This window comes from Methylorubrum sp. SL192 (genome assembly GCF_026672325.1).
Classification (GTDB): Bacteria; Pseudomonadota; Alphaproteobacteria; order Rhizobiales; family Beijerinckiaceae; genus Methylobacterium; species Methylobacterium extorquens.
Genome location: NZ_JAPPQV010000003.1, coordinates 1,682,440 through 1,696,203, shown reverse-complemented (window position 1 = coordinate 1,696,203; position 13,764 = coordinate 1,682,440). Strand labels below are relative to the sequence as shown.

Genomic DNA, 13,764 nt, shown 5'->3' with positions numbered 1-13,764 from the left:
GGGGCGGTCGCTCTGCAAAGACATCGCGCATGAGTCCTGCCGCGAATCGCATCCCCCCGCTCACCGGCCATCCCGTCTTCGCCGAGCTGCCGGAAACCGTGTTCGAAGCGATGTCGCGGCTCGCGCGGCAGCACGGGGCGATCAATCTCGGCCAGGGCTTTCCCGACGGTCAGGGGCCCGACGACGTACGCGCCGCTGCCGCGCGAGCGCTGGAGAGCGTCAGCAACCAGTACCCGCCGATGATGGGGCTGCCCTGGCTCCGCTCGGCCATCGCCACGCATTACCGGCACCACCAGGGTCTCGACCTCGACCCGGAGCGCGAGGTGATGGTGACCTCGGGCGCGACCGAGGCGCTGGCCGGCGCGCTGATGGCGCTGGTTCGGCCGGGCGACGAGGTCGTGCTGTTCGAGCCGATGTACGACGCCTACCTGCCGCTGGTGCGGCGCGCCGGCGGAGTGCCGCGCTTCGTCACGCTCAAGCCGCCGCATTTCCGGATCGAGGAGGCGGCGTTGGCCGACGCGTTCTCCGAACGCACCCGGATCGTCCTGCTCAACAACCCGCTCAACCCGAGCGCCACCGTCTTCGAGGAGGACGACCTCGCCCTGCTCGCGGCGTTCTGCCGGCGCTTCGACGCGGTGGCGGTCTGCGACGAGGTGTGGGAGCACGTGATCTTCGATGGCCGGCGCCATCGGCCGCTGATGGCGCAGCCGGGCATGCGCGAGCGGACGGTGAAGATCGGCTCGGCCGGCAAGATCTTCAGCCTGACCGGCTGGAAGGTTGGCTTCGTGATGGCGGACGAGCCGCTGATGCGGGTGCTGTCACGGGCGCACCAGTTCCTCACCTTCACCACGCCGCCGAACCTTCAGGAGGCGGTCGCTTACGGCCTGGCCAAGGACGACGCTTACTTCGAGGGCATGCGGACAGAACTCGCCCGCTCCCGCGACCGGCTGGCGGCGGGGCTGTCACGCATCGGGTTCACGGTGCTGCCGAGCGCGGGCACCTACTTCCTCAGCGTCGACATCGCGGGGCTCGCCGCCGACGACGTCGCCTTCTGCGAGCGGATCGTGTCCGAGCACGGCGTCGCGGCCATTCCCGTCAGCGCGTTCTACGAGGGAGGAAGCGTGAACAACCTCGTGCGCTTCTGCTTTGCCAAGACGGACGCCACGCTCGACGCGGCGGTCGAACGCTTGGCGGGATTATTTCCCGGGACGTGAACGACCGCGCGATCCGTTTCCTTGTGCAGCGGTTGGGCCGGGGCCACATCCTCGTCATGAGCACCTCCGTTCACACCACCAGCACGGCCTATCGCGAGTCCGCGGGCGCGGCGCAGCTGCGCCGCCTCACCGATACCAGCACCGAGGCGAGCCTCCTGCGGCTCGAGCAGCTCGCCCACCTGATGGACTCGGCCATCCTCCTGCCGGGCATCAACCGCCGCGTCGGTCTCGACGCGGTGATCGGTCTCGTTCCCATCCTCGGCGACATCGCGGGCATGGCGATCGCCTCGTACATCGTCTACGAGGCGAAGCGGCTCGGCGCACCGCGCTGGCTGGTTTGGCGCATGATGGGCAACGTCGCCATCGACGGCGCGGTGGGCTCGGTGCCGCTGGCCGGCGACCTGCTCGACGCGGCCTTCAAGGCGAACCGCCGCAACGTGCGCCTGCTGCGTCGCCATCTGGAGCGCAAGGGCGCGCTGCGGCCGAGCGAGATCGAGGGCACCGCAACCCGGCTCGACTGAGCCGGCATCGGCCGCCCGAGTGTGAGGGTTGGAGCCGATGAACGAGCACCTGCGACCCGAACTCGATGCGGTGCCCGTCACCGCACCGGGCAACGCGCCGCAGATGCGAGCCCTGCCGACCGCCACCCGCCGCGGGCTCTCGCCGCTCAATCGGCGGCGGCTCGCGAACTTCCGGGCCAATCGGCGCGGTTATTGGTCGGCGGTGATCTTCACCGTGCTGTTCGTGCTGAGCCTGTTCGCCGAACTCATCGCCAACGATCGCCCGATCGTGATGCAGTACAAGGGCGAGTGGCTGTTCCCCGTCCTGGTCGATTACACGGACGAGAAGTTCGGCGGCTTCCTGGCCCAGACCGATTACCGGGCGCCCGAGACGCGCAAGGAGATCGAGGAGAACGGCTGGGTGCTCTGGCCGCCGATCCCTTACGCCGACAACACCTTCATGCGGGATCTACCGACCCCGGCCCCCTCGCCGCCGACGTGGATGTTGAGCGACGCCGAGTGCCGCCCGGTCGCCGAGCGGGCGGGCGTGAAGGCCGAGGGGCGCGAACTCGGCTGCCGTGACATCGAATGGCACTGGCTCGGCACCGACAACGCCACGCGGGACGTGCTGGCGCGCGTCATCTACGGCTTCCGCATCTCGATCCTGTTCGGCCTCGTGCTCGCTGGCGTCTCCTCGGTTATCGGCGTGATCGCGGGGGCGGTGCAGGGCTATTTCGGCGGCTGGACCGACCTGATCTTCCAGCGGATCATCGAGATCTGGGGCGCGATCCCGACGCTCTACCTCATCATCATCATGTCGGCCTTCCTCGTGCCGAGCTTCTTCACTCTGCTCGGCATCCTGACGCTGTTCTCATGGACGGCTCTAGTCGGCGTGGTGCGCGCGGAATTCCTGCGGGCGCGCAACTTCGAGTACGTCCGCGCAGCGAGGGCGCTGGGCCTGTCGAACGTGCGCATCATGACACGGCACCTCCTGCCCAACGCCATGGTGGCCACGCTGACCTTCCTGCCGTTCATCCTGAACGGCTCGGTCACGACCCTGACCTCGCTCGACTATCTCGGCTTCGGCCTGCCACCCGGCTCCCCCTCGCTCGGCGAGCTGCTGGCGCAGGGCAAGGACAACATCAACGCGCCCTGGCTCGGGCTCACCGGCTTCTTCGTGGTGGCGACGATGCTGAGCCTGCTCGTCTTCGCGGGCGAGGCGGTGCGCGACGCGTTCGACCCGCGCAAAACCTTCGGCTGAACCGGGTCAGCGCCGCGCCTCGTCGCTGCCCGGCGGGCCGCGCCAGCCGGTCTCGACGGTGAAGCCGGCGCTGCGGGTGGCGATCGCGTCGCCGCCGACATGGGCGAGGTAGGTGCCGGCCTCCACCACCAGCGTACCATCCGGCTCGTGGTAGCCGAGGTCGCGCGCCGGCACGCGGAAGCTCGCGATACCGGTCTCGCCCGAGGCGAGATCGAGGAGCGCCACCCCCTTCAGCAGGCGCCTCGGTCGACTGCGGCTCGCCACCGGTTGGCCGACATAAAGCTGCGCCACCGCCCGGCCCGGACGCGTCCCATAGTTGGTGACGGAGGCGCGCACCTCCAGCATCGCGTCGTAGCGATCCCCGACGCCGACATGCGGCGTCACGATCTCCGGCTCGCCATAGGCGAAGCGGGTGTAGGAGAGGCCGTAGCCGAACGGGAACAGCGGCAGCGGCGATTCGTCGGCATAGCCCATGGTCCAGCGCGTGCCGGGGATATGCGGGCGCCCGCCCGGCAGGGTGTCGTAGGTCAGCGGCAGTTGCCCGACTCTACGCGGCCAGGAAACCGGCAGCCGGCCCGACGGGTTGGCGTCGCCGAACAGCGTCTCGGCCACGGCCGGACCGCCCTCGGTGCCCGGAAGCCACGCCATCAGCACCGCCTGCGCCTGCCCTAACGCATCCCCGAGTTCGGTCGGGCGCCCGCCGACCACGACGAGCGCGACCGGCTTGCCGGCCTCGGCGACCGCCGCGAGCAGATCGTGCTGCAGGCCGGGCCAGGAGAGGGAGGCGCTCGACGAGCCCTCGCCGGAACGGTCCCGCGGCTCGCCCATCACCGCCACGACGAGGTCGGCGCCCGCCGCCGCCTCGCCCGCGGCGGCAAAACCCGCGCGGCTGTCGCAGACACGCGAACAGCCCGGCGCGAAATCGATCGCGACACCGGAGGCGGCCGCCCGCTCGCGCAGGCCCGCCAGGATCGTCACCGCGTCCCATTCCTGCCCCGTGCCCTCGTGCGGCCCGACCTGATCCCAGGCGGAATCGGCGAAGGGACCGACCACGGCGATGCGGCGCACCTTGGCCGGATCGATCGGCAGCAGATCCTCGCGATTCTGCAGCAGGACGAGGCTCGCCCGCGCCGCCTCGCGAGCGAGCCGCCGGGTCTCGGGGCGCAGAAGTTTCTCCTCCGCGCCGTCCGGATCGAGCACGGGGCGGTCGAACAGACCGAGACCGAATTTGAGCCGCAGCACCCGGCGCACCGCCGCATCGACCGCGCCTTCGGGGACGCGCCCGGCGCGCACCTCCTCGGGCAGATGGCGGAGAAACAGCCCGCTCGTCATGTCCATGTCGACGCCCGCCGCCAGCGCCTTGCGCGCGGCCTCCGCGCCATCGCGGGCGACGCCGTGCTTCATCAGGCTGGAGATCGCCTGCCAATCGGCCACGACGAGGCCGGGAAAGCCCATCTGCCGCCGCAGCAGGCCCATCATCAGCGCCGGGTCGGCGGTGGCGGGCAGGCCGTTCAGGGCGGTCAAAGCCGTCATCACCGCGTCGGCGCCGGCCCGGATGCCGTCACGGAACGGCGGCAGGTGGAGGTCGTGCAATTCGGTGGGTGCCACGAAGGTGGCGTCGTAATCGCGCCCGCCGAGCACCGCGCTGTAACCCGCGAAATGCTTGAGCGTGCTCGCGAGCCCGCCATCGCGAAAGCCCTCGACCTGCGCGGCGGTGAGCCGCCCCGTCAGCCAAGGATCTTCGCCCAAGCCCTCGACCACCCGGCCCCAGCGCAGGTCGCGGGCGACATCCGCCATCGGCGAGAAGGTCCAGTTGAGGCCGACCATCGCCGATTCGCGCGCTTGCGCGGCGGCGGCACGGCGCACGAGCCCGGCATCGAAGCTCGCGGCCATGGCGAGCGGCAGCGGGAAGATGGTGCGGTAGCCATGGACGATGTCGAGGCCGACGAGGAGCGGGATCCCGAGCCGCGACGCCCGGGCGAGCCGGTCGGCCTGCGCCACGAGACCGGCATTGTTGAAGTTGATGACCGCCCCGACCTCGCCGCGGCGGAAGCTGTCGAGATCGAAGATCGGCTCATGCGAGATCAGGTTGAGCTGGCCCGCCTTCTCCTCCAGCGTCATCCGGGCGAGCAGCGCCTCGATCCGGCTCTCGACCGGCTCGACGGCGCTGGCCGGAGCGCCGAGGACGACGGCCCAGGCTGCGGCACCGCGGATGATCCACCGAGCCAGCCGTCGCATCGTCACCGTCTCCCCGGAGCGGTTTCCACCGCGCTCTCTTACGGGGCGTGACGATGCCTCACGAAGGGGCGTGCCGTCGATGGAGCACGGTCCGGCTTTTGATCGGCGGCAGGCAGATCGATGTGGACGGCGCTCACGGCGACCGCGTCCGGCTTCGCCGGCCCGCGTTGACGCGAAGGCCGGTGCTCGGGTCCGCCGCTTCGGCGAAGGGAAGACGATCCTCGCCGGCGGCGACCACCCGGTCGCGGCCCGCGTGCTTGGCTTGATACAGGGCGTCGTCGGCCCGGCGCAGGAGGTAATCCAGACTGCCGCCGATCTGGCTTTCGGCCGCGACGCCCACGCTCACGCGAATTGCCAGTTCCGGGTAATCCGGGTGCGCGAAGCGAGCGATTGCGGCACGGACGTCCTCGGCGATGCGCATGGCCGCCCGCTCGTCGAGCCGCGGCAGCAGGCACGCGAATTCCTCGCCGCCCATTCGCCCGAACACCGCCCCGGGCGGCAGCAAGGGGTCCGCGACATGGCAGAAAGCGGCCAGCACCGCGTCGCCGACGCTATGGCCGTAGCGGTCGTTGACCGCCTTGAAGTGGTCGAGGTCGAACAGGAGCAGGGCAGCCGGTGCAACGGCGAGGTGCCGCTCGGCGCCCGCGACCAGCGCACGGCGGTTGGCGATGCCCGTGAGTGAATCGGTCTCGGCCGCCAACCGCTGCTCACGCTCGGCCCGCTCCTTCGTCAGCGCCATGAACACGAAGGCGATTGCGACCGAGAACAGCGTTCCGGCAAAGCAGAGGATGGCGAACCACGGCGAGGCGATCGCGACGGAGGCCGGGATCGGCATGGTGAAGGCCAGCGGTAGGCGGATCCAGTAGAGGCCGGCATAGGTGGCAAGCAGCACCAGCGCCGGATAGCGGGAGACCAAGGGCTCGTCGCGGCCCTGCCAGATCGTCAGCGCGCCGGAGGCGCAGTAGAGCCCCGCGAGCGTCGAGGCGAGGCTGACGCGGGCGGCGAGTGATTCGAAGAAGGGGGGAATCAAGCAGGCCGCGATCCAGAGCGCCCCGCCGCCCACGGCCCAACCGAGCCGCAACGAGCGGCCCTCGAAGGCCCGCACGCCGCTCCAGATCAAGCCATAGCCGCCGATCATCATCGCGTTGGCGAGGCCGATGGACAGGCTGTCCGGGATCTGGCCGCGCAGGGCCAGCATCAGCGAAGCAACACTGCCGACGATATGGGCGATGCCCCAGACCGCCAGCGCCCGCTCGCGGCGGGTCTGGCTCCACGACAACAGGAACAGCACGCCCACCATGAAGGTGACGGCGACCGTCATCAGAAAGAGCGTCGGGAGATCGAGGCGCATCGTGTGTTTGGCACCGGCCCGATCGGACCGCTGCGCCGCCTCCCCTTCATCGTGGTGGCTTTAGAAATGGTCCGGGAACGACTTTGAAGTCAACAGCATCGCTGAACACTTACGGCAACGACTTATAAAATTCCGTTGCCGAACCGACCAACAAATGAAAAACGTATGCTTCAATACGGTTCGTCAGAAGAAACACTGCTCGCCTCGATCTGATCGCCCCGATCGTTGAGTGGGTGAAGATCGCGCATCATGCCTTTCAAACGTTCATCTAGGACGTGGGTATAGATCTGCGTCGTCGAGATATCGGCATGGCCCAGCAATTCTTGGACGATACGCAAATCCGCGCCGTTCTGGAGCAGATGGCTGGCGAAGGCGTGGCGCAGAACGTGCGGGCTCACCCGGTCGGTCCGCAGGCCGGCGGCGGCAGCGGCGGTCTTGAGGTCGCGGGCGAAGGCTTGCCGGGTGAGATGACCGCTCTCGCTCTCGGCGGGAAACAGCCAGGCCCCCTCGGCGGTCAGGTGCGCGACGTGGGTGCGCATCGCCTCGCGCGCGAGGTCGGTGAGCGGCACGAGGCGCTCGCGCCCGCCCTTGCCCTTGACCACGAGGTAGCGCTCGCGGGTGGCGGCGGCCGAGCGCGGCAGGGCGACGAGTTCCGAAACGCGCAGGCCAGTGGCGTAGAGGAGTTCGAGCAGGCAGAGCATCCGCGCGGCCGAGCGGGCCTCCGCCCGGTCGTCGCCCGCCGCCTCGACCCGCTCGCGCGCCGTCGCGAGCAGGCGATCGACCTCCGCCACCGACAGGACCTTCGGCAGGCCCTTGGCGCGCCGGGGGGCTGCGACCGGCGCGGTCGGATCGGTTTCCGAATAGCCCTCCGCGTAGAGGAAGCGGTGGAAGCCGCGGATGCAGGAGAGGCGCCGGGCGGCCGACGACGCCTTCAATCCGCGCGGCTCCAGGGAGGCGATGTAGGCGCGAACTTGCTCGGCCTGCGCCTCCTCCGGGTCGATCCCGCCTTCCGCGAGGTATCCGAGATAGTCGTCGAGGTCGCGCCGATAGGCGGCCAGGGTGTTGGCCGCCGCACCGCGTTCGGCGGCGAGCATGTCGAGAAAGAGCTGACCCGGATCCTCCGCCCCGCCTGGGAGCGCGGAACCGTCCCCGCTCATCGCCCGCCCGGCTGGAGCTTCGATGGGGGAATGGTGACGCTGATCTCCCGCGGCGTCGGCTCGACGAAGGTCGCCAGCGCGAACATGCCGGCGAAGACGAGGCCCGCGAGGATCGCGATCGTGGCAAGGAAACGGAACAGGGTGGGCAAGGGAACCGGCCTTTCGCCGAGGATACGCGGACGAGCGGGTCGTGTTGCGATGCGCAAACCGTGGGTTTCGATCACATGCCGGAGGCTCGAAGGCAAGGTCTGGCGGAGCACAGGCGGCGCGGTCAAGGGACAGGCCGCCGGCCAGCATGGCAATCGCTCGACGGCGATGGCCTTGGTTTGTTGCTGGCCTCAATCGCCGACGCCAGCCTCCGCAGGCTCAGGCTTCGAGCGATAGCCCTGCGCCGCCTCCTGCCTGCTTCTCAGAAGCGGTTCTTCCAGGCCCGCAGCGCGGTGAACACCGCCGCCGGGTCGGAGCCCGGCTCAAGGCCCGCCGAGCGAGCGAGGACCGGCTGGCCCACCCGCAGGAACGGGTTCGTCGCCTTCTCCTGGCCGATGGTCGACGGAATCAGGAAGCCGCCCTGCGCAGCAAGCCGCTCGGCCTCGGCCACGCGCTCCTTCAGGTCGGCGTTGTCCGGATCGGCAGCCAGGGCGAAGCGGCCATTCGAAAGAACGTAATCGTGACCGCTATAGACCGCGGTCGCGTCGGGCAGGTCGAGGAAGCGGCTGAGGGAGCGCCACAGCGTCTCGGGCTCGGCCTCCATCACCCGGCCGCAGCCGAGGGTGAACAGGGTGTCGCCCGAGAACACGACGCCGGCATCGGCGAAATAATAGGTCACGTGGTCGGCGCAATGCCCCGGCGTCTCCCAGACCGCGGCGGTGAGACCGCCGACCGTCACCGTATCGCCCTCCTTGACGGTGCGCGCGGCACCCGGCACCGCCCCGCGCGCCTTCTCCGGCACCGTCACCCGCGCGCCGGTGCGCTCCACCACCTCGGGGATCCCCTCGATGTGGTCGCCGTGGCGGTGGGTGACGAGAATGTCGGTGAGCTGCCAGCCCTCCGCGTCGAGGGCGGCCAGCACGGGCCCGGCCTCCGGCACGTCGATGGCGGCGCAGGCGCCGCTGGCGGGATCGCGGATCAGCACGCCGATATTGTCGCTCCGGCACAGGAAGGTGCGGATTTCGGGGGCCGCTCTCGTCATCGAAGACCTTTCGCGAAAACTGACTTTTCCACTCGCACGGTCGCGGGGAAAAGGTCCGCCGAGCGTGACCGGCGCCGAGGCGCGCGGTACAAACCCGGCCGAGGAACCGTTACATCGCGGTGACGGTTCCGGGATCGGAGGCGCAGCCACGCTTGCCCCAGGCCTCCGCGATCCCCATTGATGCCGCATCAGCCCTACGGAGGACAACCGGCCGTGCCGGCACCCCATCCGATGCGCCTCGACGTCACGGACCTGCGCGCTTTCTACGCCAGCCCGCTCGGCGTCGTCACGCACCGTGTCGTCGGCCGGACGATCCACGGCTTCCTCGGCTCGGTCTCGGGGCTGCGCGTGCTCGGGCTCGGCTACGTCACGCCCTATCTCGGCCCGGTCCACGTCATCGCGGAGCGGACGCTGGCCTTCATGCCGGCGACGCAGGGCGTCGTGAACTGGCCCTCCAGCGGGCGCTCGGTGACGGCGCTCGCCGATCTCACCATGCTGCCCCTGCCCGAGGCCGCGGTCGATCGCGTCATCCTCGTCCACGGCCTCGAAGCGGTGGAAAGCCCGAGCGAGCTGCTCTCGGAAGTGTGGCGGGTGCTGACGCCCGGCGGACGCCTGATCCTCGTCGTGCCCAACCGCACCGGCGTATGGGCACGACGCGACGCGACGCCCTTCGGCCACGGCCAGCCCTATAGCCGCTCGCAGCTCTCGCGGCTGATGCGCGACACGCTGTTCTCGCCGGAGGGCTGGGCCGAGACGCTCTACATGCCGCCGATCCGCAGCCGGTTCTGGCTCCGCACCGCCGCGGCCTGGGAGCGGTTCGGCACCGGCCTCGCCATGCCGTTCGCCGGCCTGCACGTCGTGGACGCGACCAAGCAGCTCTACCGGCCGATCGCCGTGCGGCAGGTGCGCCGGCTGGAAAGCCGGGTGCCGGCGCGGGTGCTGGTGCCCGCCGGACAGCCGGGCTAAAGCCGGCGCGTTTCCCCCGTCGCCGAGCCGAGCGAGCATGCTGCCATCCATTGGCTTCGAGACCGTGCTGACGAGCTTCCTGCTCGCGCTGTCCAGCCTGTTCTCGATCGTGAACCCGGTCGGCTCCGCGCTGATGTTCGCGCAGATCACGTCCGACCGCTCGCAGGCCGAGCGGGCGGAGCTGTCGCGGCGGATCGGTTTCTATGCCGCCCTCGTGATGCTCGCCGCTCTGTGGGCCGGCGCCCCGATCCTCAATTTCTTCGGCGTGTCGCTGGCGGCCCTGCGCATCGCCGGCGGCCTGTTCGTGGCGGCCTTCGCCTGGACCATGCTCACCGCCCCCGAGGCGCGGGAGGCCCGCAAGCATGCCGAGGTCGAGGCCGAGCCGGAGGCTGGCGAGAACCTCGCCGAGGTCGCGTTCTTTCCGCTCACCCTGCCCTTCACCACTGGGCCCGGCACCATCGCCGTCGCCATCGCGCTCGGCGCCAACCGCCCCTCCGAGCCCGGCGAACTCGCCGGCTTCTTCCTCGGCGCCTCCCTGGCGGCCCTGGCCATCGCCGGCGTGATCCGTCTCGCCTACGGCTCGGCGGACCGGGTCGTGACCCTGATCGGATCGGTGCGGGCACGGGTGCTCGGGCGTCTCTCGGCCTTCCTGCTACTCTGCGTCGGCACGCAGATCACCGTCAGCGGCGTCTCGGACGTGCTCGGGCCGTTGATCGCCTCGCAACGGGTATAGACAGTCAACGGCCGCCATCCGCGCTATGAGCGCTGGGTGAGCCGGCCATTCATCGGAGCGAAGAGTCGATCATCATGAAGCTCGTCGTTGTGGGCGCCGAAGGGCGCATGGGGCGGATGCTGATCCGGGCGGTGGCGGAGGCCGAGGGCTGCACGCTGCACGGCGCCGTCGAGCGCCCGGGCTCGGCCGTCCTCGGCCAAGATGCCGGGCTCTTGGCCGGGATCGGCGAACTCGGCGTGCCGGTGAGCGACGACCCCCTGTCGCGGTTCGTGGCCGCCGACGGGGTGCTGGACTTCACCGCGCCGGCCGCGACGGTGGCCTTCACCGAACTCGCGGCGCAGGCCCGCATCGTCCACGTCGTCGGCACCACCGGGCTTTCCGAGGACGACCTGACGCGGCTGAAGGCAGCGAGCTACCATGCCCGCGTCGTGCGCTCGGGCAACATGTCGCTCGGCGTCAACCTGCTGGCCGGACTCGTGCGCAAGGTCGCCGCGACGCTGGGCCAGGAATTCGACATCGAGGTGCTGGAGATGCACCACCGCATGAAGGTCGATGCGCCCTCCGGCACGGCGTTGCTGCTCGGCGAGGCGGCGGCGGAGGGCCGGAACGTGGCCCTGGCCGAGACCCGCGTCTCGACCCGCGACGGCCATACCGGGGCGCGGCGGCCCGGCGATATCGGCTTCGCGACCCTGCGCGGCGGTTCGGTGGTCGGCGACCACAGCGTCATCTTCGCCGGCCCCTCGGAGCGGATCACCCTCTCGCACCATGCCGAGGACCGGGCCATCTTCGCCCGCGGTGCGGTGCGGGCGGCGCAATGGGCCTTCGACAAGCCGCCGGGCCTCTACGGCATGGACGACGTGCTGGGGCTTCGCGACTAGACTGACGTCCGAATAACGAATCCAACAGAACGTCAGGCTTAGGCTTGGGAGGCGCCGCTGCCTCTGGTAGAGGCCCGCCCACGATCGCGAGGCGCCGTGCGGCGGCCTCGCCCCCTTCTCCGGAGAGACCCATCCCATGGAGCGCCTGCTCGTCCTCGCTCGGCATGGCCAGAGCGAGTGGAACCTGAAGAAGCTGTTCACCGGCTGGCGCGACCCCGAGTTGACGGAGCTTGGGATCGACGAGGCACGTCGGGCCGGGCGCTGGCTCAAGAGCCAGGGCACGCAGTTCGACGTCGCTTTCACCTCGAACCTGCGGCGCGCCCAGCATACCTGCTCGCTGATCCTCGAGGAGATGGGCCAGGGTGGCCTGGAGACGATCCGCAACGAGGCGCTGAACGAGCGCGACTACGGCGACCTCTCCGGCCTCAACAAGGACGATGCCCGCGAGCGCTGGGGCGATGCGCAGGTCCACGAATGGCGCCGCTCCTACGACGTGCCCCCGCCCGGCGGCGAAAGCCTCAAGGACACCGCCGCACGGGTGCTGCCTTACTACATCCAGACGATCCTGCCGCGCGTCATGTCGGGCGAGCGGGTGCTGGTCGCGGCCCACGGCAACTCGCTGCGGGCGCTTGTGATGGTGCTCGACGGCATGACCACCAAGACGATCGCCAGTCTCGAGATCGCCACCGGCATCCCCCTGGTCTACCGGCTGAAGGCCGACACCACGGTCGAGTCGAAGACGGTCCTCGACAAGGATATCGACCAGGACGACTGAGGCGCGGAGAGGCGCAGAGACCTCACCCGGCCCCCAGCACCTCCTCCACGGCCCGCGCCACGCGCGCCGTGGAGCCCGACTCGTCGAGCGGGTTGCGGCGCAGGCGGTGACGAAGCGCGCTCGGCGCCACCTGCCGCAGATGCGCGACCGAGACGATGTCCGCACCTTCGAGGGCCGCGAGTGCCCGGGCGGTGCGCATCAGCGTGAGTTCGCCGCGCAGTCCGTCGGTGCCGAGCGCAAGGCAGAGCCGGGCTGCGTTCTCCAGAACCGCATCGGGCACGCTCACGCTGCCGAGACGCTCGCAGGCTGAGAGGATCGTCTTCTGGAGCGCTTTTTCCGCCTTCCCTTGCGCGGCGCAGAACGCCTCGCCGTCGCGCTCGTAGGCGTCGCGCCGCCGCACCACCTCGATGCGCGTGGCGATATCGGTCGGTGTCGTTACCTCGCAGGCGAGGCCGAAGCGGTCGAGAAGCTGCGGACGCAGCTCCCCCTCCTCCGGGTTGCCGCTGCCGACGAGGACGAAGCGGGCCGGATGGCGCAGCGACAGGCCCTCGCGCTCGACCGTGTTGACGCCGGACGCCGCCACGTCGAGCAGGAGGTCCACGAGATGGTCCTCAAGCAGATTGGCTTCGTCGATGTAGAGGAAGCCGCGGTTGGCTCGCGCCAACAAGCCCGGTTCGAACGCCTTTTCCCCCTTCGTCAGCGCCCGCTCCAGATCGAGCGCGCCGACCACCCGGTCCTCGGTGGCGCCGAGCGGCAGTTCGACCACCGGCACCGGGATCTGGTGACTCTTTCCCCGCCCCCGCGCGCAATGCGGGCAGGCCTCGGCCGGACTGTCGGGCGAGCAGGAATAGGGACAGCCGGCGACCGCCCGGATCTTCGGCAGCAGCGCCGCGAGGGCGCGCACCGCCGTGGACTTGCCGGTGCCCCGGTCCCCGAAGACGAGAACGCCGCCGACCGACGGATCGACCGCGGCGATCAGCAGCGCCTGCTTCATCTCCTCCTGGGCGACGATGGCGGTGAAGGGAAAGGCAGGCACGCGCGATCAGCTTCCTGAGCCGGAGGGACCCGAACGAGGCTCACGGGCGGTTGTACCGATCATGCACGAATTGCGCGGCACGAACAGCCGCGCTCGCGCTCACATCGGGGCCATCGCTCTTCGCGCGGAGGCGCGTCACATCCCGCGGCAGCGGCTGCGCAGGAGGCCCGAGAATTCCTTTTCCGAGGTCTGGACCTGGGTCAGGCGCTCGGTCCGTTCGGGGCCGGACAGGCAGCGGCCGTAGACGCCGGCGATCCGGCGCATGGTCTCGACATGGCGGCGCCAGACGCGGCACAGGCTCGCCTCGTCCTCGCCGCCGCCTTCGAGTTGCTCGATCGCCTGCCGCTGCATCGAACCGGCGACGAGCACGTCGCGGGCGCAGGCCGCCTCGCCTTCCGCATGCAGGCTGGTGGGCGTGAGGAGCGCCGCCAGAACAAGGGCGGCGCGCGGAGAGAAAACGGCCATG

At 70.2% G+C, this 13,764-nt stretch carries 14 protein-coding genes; 7 read left to right on the top strand and 7 right to left on the bottom strand.

The features are described from left to right. Positions 1-29 precede the first annotated feature (29 nt). Genes OVA30_RS08730 through OVA30_RS08720 form a run of 3 tightly spaced genes read left to right on the top strand, consistent with a single transcriptional unit; the run spans position 30 to position 2,975 of the window. A complete protein-coding gene (locus OVA30_RS08730) occupies positions 30-1,214 on the top strand; it encodes an aminotransferase (RefSeq protein WP_268175216.1) in 1,185 nt (394 codons plus the stop codon). Continuing rightward, complete coding sequence (locus OVA30_RS08725; protein WP_012253929.1) at positions 1,211-1,735, top strand: DUF4112 domain-containing protein; 525 nt, start codon at positions 1,211-1,213, stop codon at positions 1,733-1,735. The genes OVA30_RS08730 and OVA30_RS08725 overlap by 4 nt, the downstream gene beginning before the upstream one ends. 37 nt (positions 1,736-1,772) lie before the next feature. Then, positions 1,773-2,975: an ABC transporter permease gene (locus OVA30_RS08720; protein WP_268175215.1), complete on the top strand. Its 1,203-nt coding sequence runs from the start codon at positions 1,773-1,775 to the stop codon at positions 2,973-2,975. A gap of 6 nt (positions 2,976-2,981) precedes the next feature. On the opposite strand, the gene OVA30_RS08715 is transcribed toward OVA30_RS08720, so the two are convergent. The 5 genes from OVA30_RS08715 to gloB form a co-directional block, all read right to left on the bottom strand. Then, positions 2,982-5,213 carry a glycoside hydrolase family 3 N-terminal domain-containing protein gene (locus OVA30_RS08715; protein WP_268175214.1) on the bottom strand — a complete coding sequence of 744 codons (2,232 nt, stop codon included), beginning with the start codon at positions 5,211-5,213 and terminating at the stop codon, positions 2,982-2,984. A gap of 133 nt (positions 5,214-5,346) precedes the next feature. After that, positions 5,347-6,564, bottom strand: coding sequence for a GGDEF domain-containing protein (locus OVA30_RS08710; protein WP_182567241.1), 1,218 nt, complete (start codon positions 6,562-6,564; stop codon positions 5,347-5,349). Positions 6,565-6,734: 170 nt separating this feature from the next. Next, positions 6,735-7,721: a site-specific tyrosine recombinase XerD gene (locus OVA30_RS08705; protein WP_268175213.1), complete on the bottom strand. Its 987-nt coding sequence runs from the start codon at positions 7,719-7,721 to the stop codon at positions 6,735-6,737. Next, a complete protein-coding gene (locus OVA30_RS08700; RefSeq protein ID WP_012253924.1) occupies positions 7,718-7,870 on the bottom strand; it encodes a hypothetical protein in 153 nt (50 codons plus the stop codon). The genes OVA30_RS08705 and OVA30_RS08700 overlap by 4 nt, the downstream gene beginning before the upstream one ends. Positions 7,871-8,130: 260 nt before the next feature. Beyond that, positions 8,131-8,910, bottom strand: a complete 780-nt coding sequence (gene gloB / locus OVA30_RS08695) for a hydroxyacylglutathione hydrolase (RefSeq protein ID WP_003598068.1) — start codon at positions 8,908-8,910, stop codon at positions 8,131-8,133. Positions 8,911-9,141: 231 nt separating this feature from the next. On the opposite strand from gloB, the gene OVA30_RS08690 reads away from it, so the two are divergent. From OVA30_RS08690 to OVA30_RS08675, 4 genes are all read left to right on the top strand, one after another. Further along, the gene (locus OVA30_RS08690; protein WP_012253922.1) at positions 9,142-9,876 is read left to right on the top strand and encodes a class I SAM-dependent methyltransferase; all 735 of its coding nucleotides are present in this window, start codon (positions 9,142-9,144) and stop codon (positions 9,874-9,876) included. 37 nt (positions 9,877-9,913) lie between these two features. Beyond that, a complete protein-coding gene (locus OVA30_RS08685) occupies positions 9,914-10,609 on the top strand; it encodes a MarC family protein (RefSeq protein ID WP_003598071.1) in 696 nt (231 codons plus the stop codon). Positions 10,610-10,683: 74 nt separating this feature from the next. Then, positions 10,684-11,487, top strand: coding sequence for a 4-hydroxy-tetrahydrodipicolinate reductase (gene dapB / locus OVA30_RS08680; RefSeq protein WP_268175212.1), 804 nt, complete (start codon positions 10,684-10,686; stop codon positions 11,485-11,487). Between the two features lie 136 nt (positions 11,488-11,623). Beyond that, the gene (locus OVA30_RS08675; protein WP_003598075.1) at positions 11,624-12,262 is read left to right on the top strand and encodes a 2,3-bisphosphoglycerate-dependent phosphoglycerate mutase; all 639 of its coding nucleotides are present in this window, start codon (positions 11,624-11,626) and stop codon (positions 12,260-12,262) included. 22 nt (positions 12,263-12,284) lie between these two features. Here the strand turns inward: OVA30_RS08675 and bchI are convergent, their stop codons facing one another. Together bchI and OVA30_RS08665 are read right to left on the bottom strand one after the other, a co-directional pair. Next, complete coding sequence (bchI, locus tag OVA30_RS08670) at positions 12,285-13,298, bottom strand: magnesium chelatase ATPase subunit I (RefSeq protein WP_268175211.1); 1,014 nt, start codon at positions 13,296-13,298, stop codon at positions 12,285-12,287. Between the two features lie 135 nt (positions 13,299-13,433). Then, the gene (locus OVA30_RS08665; protein ID WP_268175210.1) at positions 13,434-13,763 is read right to left on the bottom strand and encodes a hypothetical protein; all 330 of its coding nucleotides are present in this window, start codon (positions 13,761-13,763) and stop codon (positions 13,434-13,436) included. Position 13,764 lies beyond the last annotated feature (1 nt).

Excerpts from the sequence above, each read along its gene's own strand:
- OVA30_RS08730 (WP_268175216.1), top strand. The coding sequence starts at position 30 with ATGAGTCCTGCCGCGAATCGCATCCCCCCGCTCACCGGCCATCCCGTC.
- OVA30_RS08720 (WP_268175215.1), top strand. The coding sequence starts at position 1,773 with ATGAACGAGCACCTGCGACCCGAACTCGATGCGGTGCCCGTCACCGCA.
- OVA30_RS08715 (WP_268175214.1), bottom strand. The coding sequence starts at position 5,213 with ATGCGACGGCTGGCTCGGTGGATCATCCGCGGTGCCGCAGCCTGGGCC.
- OVA30_RS08710 (WP_182567241.1), bottom strand. The coding sequence starts at position 6,564 with ATGCGCCTCGATCTCCCGACGCTCTTTCTGATGACGGTCGCCGTCACC.
- OVA30_RS08705 (WP_268175213.1), bottom strand. The coding sequence starts at position 7,721 with ATGAGCGGGGACGGTTCCGCGCTCCCAGGCGGGGCGGAGGATCCGGGT.
- gloB (WP_003598068.1), bottom strand. The coding sequence starts at position 8,910 with ATGACGAGAGCGGCCCCCGAAATCCGCACCTTCCTGTGCCGGAGCGAC.
- OVA30_RS08690 (WP_012253922.1), top strand. The coding sequence starts at position 9,142 with ATGCGCCTCGACGTCACGGACCTGCGCGCTTTCTACGCCAGCCCGCTC.
- OVA30_RS08685 (WP_003598071.1), top strand. The coding sequence starts at position 9,914 with ATGCTGCCATCCATTGGCTTCGAGACCGTGCTGACGAGCTTCCTGCTC.
- dapB (WP_268175212.1), top strand. The coding sequence starts at position 10,684 with ATGAAGCTCGTCGTTGTGGGCGCCGAAGGGCGCATGGGGCGGATGCTG.
- OVA30_RS08675 (WP_003598075.1), top strand. The coding sequence starts at position 11,624 with ATGGAGCGCCTGCTCGTCCTCGCTCGGCATGGCCAGAGCGAGTGGAAC.
- OVA30_RS08665 (WP_268175210.1), bottom strand. The coding sequence starts at position 13,763 with ATGGCCGTTTTCTCTCCGCGCGCCGCCCTTGTTCTGGCGGCGCTCCTC.